The following is a 6,018-nucleotide window of genomic DNA, read 5'->3' on the forward strand; positions in this document are numbered from 1 at the left end:
AGGGGGCCGGCCGGCTGGCGGCGGTGGGCGGTATCGGCCCGGCGGCGGGCGCGGCGCCCGACACCAGGGCGATGCCGCGAATGACGCGCTGAAACTCGGGTGCCGCCGGTTTGCCGTTCCATTTCGTGATGTCGATCACCTGGAACTGGCGGAAGCCCAGGGGTGGCAGGCTGCCATCGATGGACAGTGGCACCAGCCGGCGGCCTTCGCGGCCCACGGTCGCTTCGTCGCGCACCCAGTGGCTGTCCACCGACGTCTTCGACCACAGCACCACCACCGCATCGGCATTTTCCAGCGCGGCCTGGGTGGTGGGCAGGAAATTGTCGCCGCCTTCCAGCAGCCCGTCCCACCATACGGCATAGCCCTGCTGTTCGAGCCCGCTGATCAGCGGCAGGGCAATGGCCTGATCGATCCGCGAATAACTGATGAACAGACGCAGCGGGGCCGGCGCGTCTGCCGCCGCCCCTTGCCCCTGATCGCCGTCGTTCGCCGTGCCGCTCACTTGCTCCCCCAACGCCGCGATATTCTTGCCGGATTTTTGTTGGCTTTGCGAACGCCAAAATCGCAGCGTCACGCAAAATGCGGTTGTGTTTGCTGGCGAAGACGGGAATCTGGCGGCGATGGCTGATGCCCGCAACCCCATAGTGCCGCCGCTGCCGGTGCCTGTCCTGTCTTTGGGCGTGACCGGGCATCGCGTCACCAATGCCAGCCTGGCGGCCAATCAGGATCGCATCGCCGCTGTGATCGACCAGCTGTTCGCCGCCATCGCTGCGGCTGCGGGCCCGGCGCAGGTGCGGCTGCACAGCCTGATGGCCGACGGAGCCGACCAGATGGCGGCGCGGGCGGGCCTTGGCCGCGGCTGGGAACAGGTGGCGCCGCTGCCCTTTGGTCGCGCCCTCAATCGCGCCATCAATGCCCGGCCGGAAACGGTGGCGGATGCCCGGGCGCTATTGGCCGGCCAACTGGCGAAGGATCCGGCCACGGCGGCGCGGGCGGCGGCGCTGGATGAACTGCTGGCCCGGTCCCGGGTGCTCGACCTGGCCGACGCCGATGCGCCGATCGAGGCGCTGTTCCTTGCCACACTGGCCGCGCCCACCGACGTGGCGCTGGGCCAGAAGCTGGCCGCCGCGACCTCGCGCCGGGTGGCACTGGCCGGGCGGGTGATGATCGAACAGTCCGATCTGGTCATCGCGGTCTGGGATGGCGCCAATCGGGATGCGGTCGGCGGCACCGGCCACACCATTGCCAACACGCTGCTGGCTGGGGCCAGTGTTGTCCTCATTGATGCCCGCGCGCCCGAGGCCTGGCGGCTGGTGAACGACCTTGAAGCGCTTGACCAGCCGTTGCCGCCCAATGCGGATCGCGACGCCGGTCTTGCCCGGCTCGTCGCCACCGCGCTGCACCCACCCGGCGAGGCTGCGGCCGAAGCCCAGGCGCTGGCGCCCGAATCCTGGCGGGCACGCAGCAACCCGCTGTTTCACACCTATCGCCGGGTCGAGGCGCTGTTCGGTGGCGGCCGGCCGTTCCGTTCGCTCACCCAGGTGCACGAACCGCCCGAAGCCATTGCCACCGGCAGCGGCGCGGCGCTGCTGGCCAGCCTGGCAGCACTGCCCGGCGCCGATCCAGCCTGGCCGCGCGCCATCGGCACGGCGGTGCTGGAGCGCTTTGCCTGGGCTGATGGCATCTCCACCCGCTACTCCGATCTCTATCGTGGCGGCATGGTAGCCAATTTCATCGCCTCCAGCCTGTCGGTGCTGGTCGGCCTCGCCTATATGCCCACGGCCGGGCCGGGGTGGAAACATGTGTTTGCCACTGCCGAATTCCTGTTGCTGGCCACCATCGTCATCACCACGGCGCTGGGGCGCAGCGGCCATTGGCATGATCGCTGGTTTTCCACCCGCCGCGCGGCCGAATATCTGCGCCACGCGCCGTTTCTGCTGGCGCTGGGCGTGATGCGGCCGCCAGGGCGCTGGCCCAAGGCGCATGGCCATGGCGACACCTGGCCCGAATATCACGCCCGCCAGGCGCTGCGCGAGGTTGGCCTGCCGGCTGCCACCATCACCCAGGGCTGGCTGCGCGCCGTGCTCGATGGCCTGCTGATCCCGCACCTGACCGGCCAGCGCGACTATCACCTGTTCAAGGCGGCGCGGCTGGAACAGGTGCACCACCGGCTCGACCGCGTGTCCAGCATCGCCTTCCAGCTCGCCGTGCTGGCGGTGGCCTGCTGGCTGCTGATGTGGGCTGGCGGCGTGGTGGGTCTGCTGCCGCATGACCTTGCCGAGAGCACCGCCAAGGTCTTCACCTTCTTGGGCGTGCTGTTCCCGACCATCGGCGGCGGCGTGGCCGGCATCCGCTATTTCGGCGATTTCGACCGATTTGCCGCGATCAGCCGTGTATCGGCCGACAAGCTCGACGTCGTGCTGCGCCGCGCCCGGCTGCTGGCCGCCGCGCCGCTGGAAAGCCTGGACTTTGGCCGGGTGGCCGATCTCGCCCATGCCGGCGACGATGTGGTGGTGTCAGAGATCGAGAGCTGGCAGGCCGTGTTTGCGGGCAAGCATTTCACGGTTCCGGTCTGATCCGCTCAAACAGTGCATGATATGGTATTTGTGCGCACGGTCTGTGCAAGGCCGGGCGACAGGTCGCTGCAACATGCACGGACTTTGGCCGCCACTTGCGCTATGATTGAATCATAACCGCAGGGGACTCGACGTGGCCGATCTGTTCGACAATCCGCTGGGCCTTGATGGCTTTGAATTCATCGAATTCTGCGCGCCCACCAAGGGCGTGCTGGAACCGGTGTTCGCTGCGATGGGCTTCACCCAGGTTGCACATCACCGGTCCAAGGACGTGCAGCTGTGGCGGCAGGGCGGCATCAACCTGATCGCCAATTATGAGAAGCACAGCCCCGCCTGGTATTTCGCGGCCGAGCATGGTGCGTCGGCCTGCGGCATGGCCTGGCGGGTGAAGGATGCCGCGAAGGCTTATGCCGAGGCGCTGGAGCGCGGTGCCGAGCCGGTCGAAAGCCGCACCGGCCCGATGGAACTGCGCCTGCCGGGGTTCCGCGGTATCGGTGGCTCGATCATCTATCTGATCGATCGCTATGGCGACGACCTGTCGATCTATGACATTGATTTCGTGTATGAAGCCGGTGTGGACCGGCATCCGGTCGGCGCGGGCTTGGCTGTCATCGACCACCTGACCCACAATGTTTATGGTGGTCGCATGGCGCACTGGGCGGCGTTTTACGAGCGGATCGCCAATTTCCGCGAGATCCGCTGGTTCGACATCAAGGGCGAATATACCGGCCTCACCAGCAAGGCGATGACCGCGCCCGACGGCAAGATCCGTATTCCCCTCAATGAAGAGGGCCGGGGCGGTGGCGGCCAGATCGAGGAATTCCTGCGCGCCTATAATGGCGAGGGCATCCAGCATATTGCCTTTGCCTGCGATGATCTGCTGGCTGTGTGGGATCGGCTGAAGGCGACCGGCACGCCGTTCATGACGCCGCCGCCGGCCACCTATTACGAGATGCTGGCTGAGCGGCTGCCCGGCCATGGCGAACCGGTGGCCGAATTGCAGACGCGCGGCATCCTGCTCGATGGCACCACCGATGGCAGCAAGCGCCTTTTGCTCCAGATCTTTTCGGAAACCATGATCGGGCCGGTGTTCTTCGAATTCATCCAGAGGAAGGGTGACGAGGGCTTTGGCGAAGGCAATTTCAAGGCGCTGTTTGAATCCATGGAGCGCGACCAGCTGCGCCGCGGCGTACTGAAGGTGGAGGAGCCGGCCCAATGACGACGCCGACGCTGAAGCGCATCCATCATGTCGCCTATCGCTGCCGCGACGCGGCCGAGACGGTGGCCTGGTATGAAAAGGCGCTGGGCATGACCTATACCAATGCCTTTGCCGAGGATCATGTGCCGTCCACCGGTGCCTATGATCCCTATATGCACGTCTTCCTCGATTGCGGCGGCGGCAATGTGCTGGCCTTTTTCGAACTGCCCAACCAGCCCGCGATGGGCAAGGACCCCAACACCCCGGCCTGGGTGCAGCACCTGGCCTTCGAGGTGGAGAGCGAGGCCGAGCTGGTGGCCGCCAAGGCGCACCTGGAAGCGCTGGGCATCGACGTGCTGGGGCCGACCTGGCACGGCATCTTCAAATCGATCTATTTCTTTGATCCCAACGGCCATCGGCTGGAACTGGCCTGCAACATCGGCACCGCCGAACAATATGCCGAACTGAAATCGGTGGCGCCGCTGATGCTGGCCGAATGGAGTCAGACGAAGCAGGCCCCCCAGCACGCCGCCTGGCTGCACCAGCCACCGGCGGAGGACCGCTGAGCACATTTTTGCTGCGCCTGTCACGGCGCCTTCACGGCAATTGGGCGCGGCAAGCCCCGGTGATGATTGACTCAGAAAGCGGCAAGGCGCATCGCTTCGCTTGTCGCCGCTGGTCGATCTGGCAAGCCGCGCGCGGGCAACGCTGCGGGCGTCCAGATTGACAAAAGGTATAGCAAGCGTAAATGCTATATCGGTGGAGGAGTGTGTTACCATGGTGCATCGTTCGATCATCGCTGGCCTGCTGATGGCAGGTTCGCTGGCTGCAGCCCCGGCTGCTGCCCAGAGTGTCGAGGAACTGGCCAAGCAACTGGCCCAGCCAGCCCCGGCCGCCGCCGCGCCCGCCGAGCCGGCCTGCGCCGCGACCCTGCCCGATGGCAGCTGCGCCGATCAGCCCGATACCCGCCAAATGGTGCTGCGCCGCCCGTCGGCCGCGGCCGCATCCGTGGCCTCGACCGTCTCGCGCGTGATTCGCGCCGACATCAACATGAGCTTCCTGGTCGGATCAGCGGAACTGACCAACCAGGCCCGCGCTACCCTCGATCGCTTTGCCGCTGCGTTGGTGCGCGCCGGCAGCTATCGCCCGTTCACGGTTGAAGGCCACACCGATCGCAGCGGCAGCCCGGCGACCAACCGCGTGCTCAGCCAGGCCCGGGCGGCAAGCGTGGTCAACTATCTGGTCTCAAAGGGGGTTGACCGTTCCCGGTTGACCGCGCAAGGTTATGGCTATGAGCGGCCCCTGCCGGGTCGGTCGGCCGATGATCCGGCCAACCGGCGCGTGGAGGTGGTTGCGCGTTGACCTTTGCGTAACACCGATTTTCGCGTCTGGGGGTAAGCATGCGCAAGACCGTCGCAGCCGTGGTGATGGCCTCCCTGGCCCTGCTGCCGCTGATGCAAGTGCAGGCGCAAGCCGCTGCTGATCCCGTTGCTGCCCTCGCGGACTCGCTGGCCGATTGCCCGGCGGTCGCCACCGGCCGCGTCAATCCCGATGGCACCGCGCCGGATACCGCCTGCACCCGCCAATGGGTGAAGGGCAAGGTTGTCCGCCAGGACATCCAGATGAGTTTCGAGCTGGGTTCAGCGCGGCTCACCGCCGCTGCGCGGGCCACGCTGGACCGTTTTGCCGCCGGCCTGATCCGGGTCGGCAGCTTTCGTCCCTTCACCGTTGAAGGCCACACCGATCGCAGCGGCAGCCGCGCGCTGAATGCCTCCCTCAGCCAGGCGCGGGCGAAGAGCGTGGTGGATTATCTCGCCAGCAAGGGTGTAGACCGTAGCCGGCTTTCGGCGCGGGGTTACGGATTTGATCGGCCATTGCCAGGCCGCAGCGCCACCGATCCTGCCAACCGGCGGGTGGAAGTGGTTGCGCGCTGACAGCTGACGCGGCTGTAGCCCGTCGGGTGGGGATCTGGCGGGTGCAGACGGAGGAGTGAAGCCAGGCGGCGGTGCTAAGGGCCGGCTGGCGACGGGGGAGGTGTTTTGATGCAGGGTCTTGCCCGCGCGATCCGTCGTGGCCGTTCCGGCCGTTCCGGTCGCAGACTCGCGGCTGGGTCGCTGGCGCTGCTGGGCGCGACGGCCTTCGCCGCCCCGGCACTGGCACAGGTCAACCCTGGCGCACCGGCGCGCCCGCCCACCGCTCAGGAACTGAATCGCGCCCCGCCGCCCGCCGCCTTGCCGCAGCAGC

7 protein-coding genes are annotated in these 6,018 nt (G+C 67.0%); 6 read left to right on the forward strand and 1 reads right to left on the reverse strand.

Annotation, left to right across the window (positions count from 1 at the left end):
• Positions 1-502: toll/interleukin-1 receptor domain-containing protein (locus GJ693_RS13030; protein ID WP_197042185.1), on the reverse strand; the 502-nt coding region annotated here is incomplete at its 3' end.
• 178 nt (positions 503-680) lie between these two features.
• Between GJ693_RS13030 and GJ693_RS13035 the strand changes: the two genes are divergently transcribed.
• The 6 genes from GJ693_RS13035 to GJ693_RS17410 form a co-directional block, all read left to right on the forward strand.
• Positions 681-2,576, forward strand: coding sequence for a DUF4231 domain-containing protein (locus GJ693_RS13035; protein ID WP_156256721.1), 1,896 nt, complete (start codon positions 681-683; stop codon positions 2,574-2,576).
• A gap of 133 nt (positions 2,577-2,709) precedes the next feature.
• Positions 2,710-3,795: a 4-hydroxyphenylpyruvate dioxygenase gene (hppD, locus tag GJ693_RS13040; RefSeq protein ID WP_156256722.1), complete on the forward strand. Its 1,086-nt coding sequence runs from the start codon at positions 2,710-2,712 to the stop codon at positions 3,793-3,795.
• Entirely contained in the window at positions 3,792-4,340 is a 549-nt protein-coding gene (locus GJ693_RS13045) for a VOC family protein (protein ID WP_156256723.1), read from the forward strand. The genes hppD and GJ693_RS13045 overlap by 4 nt, the downstream gene beginning before the upstream one ends.
• Before the next feature lie 211 nt (positions 4,341-4,551).
• The gene (locus GJ693_RS17680) at positions 4,552-5,136 is read left to right on the forward strand and encodes an OmpA family protein (RefSeq protein WP_197042186.1); all 585 of its coding nucleotides are present in this window, start codon (positions 4,552-4,554) and stop codon (positions 5,134-5,136) included.
• 38 nt (positions 5,137-5,174) lie between these two features.
• Positions 5,175-5,708 carry an OmpA family protein gene (locus GJ693_RS17685; RefSeq protein WP_156256724.1) on the forward strand — a complete coding sequence of 178 codons (534 nt, stop codon included), beginning with the start codon at positions 5,175-5,177 and terminating at the stop codon, positions 5,706-5,708.
• Between the two features lie 108 nt (positions 5,709-5,816).
• Positions 5,817-6,018 (forward strand): hypothetical protein (locus GJ693_RS17410; RefSeq protein ID WP_207789964.1); only part of this gene is annotated, 202 nt, incomplete at its 3' end.

This window comes from Sandarakinorhabdus oryzae (assembly GCF_009733735.1).
Taxonomy (GTDB): Bacteria; Pseudomonadota; Alphaproteobacteria; order Sphingomonadales; family Sphingomonadaceae; genus Sandarakinorhabdus; species Sandarakinorhabdus oryzae.

What these genes read in the sequence shown, in the direction of transcription:
- GJ693_RS13045 (WP_156256723.1), top strand. Translation starts at nt 3,792, where the DNA reads ATGACGACGCCGACGCTGAAGCGCATCCATCATGTCGCCTATCGCTGC.
- GJ693_RS17680 (WP_197042186.1), top strand. Translation starts at nt 4,552, where the DNA reads ATGGTGCATCGTTCGATCATCGCTGGCCTGCTGATGGCAGGTTCGCTG.
- GJ693_RS17685 (WP_156256724.1), top strand. Translation starts at nt 5,175, where the DNA reads ATGCGCAAGACCGTCGCAGCCGTGGTGATGGCCTCCCTGGCCCTGCTG.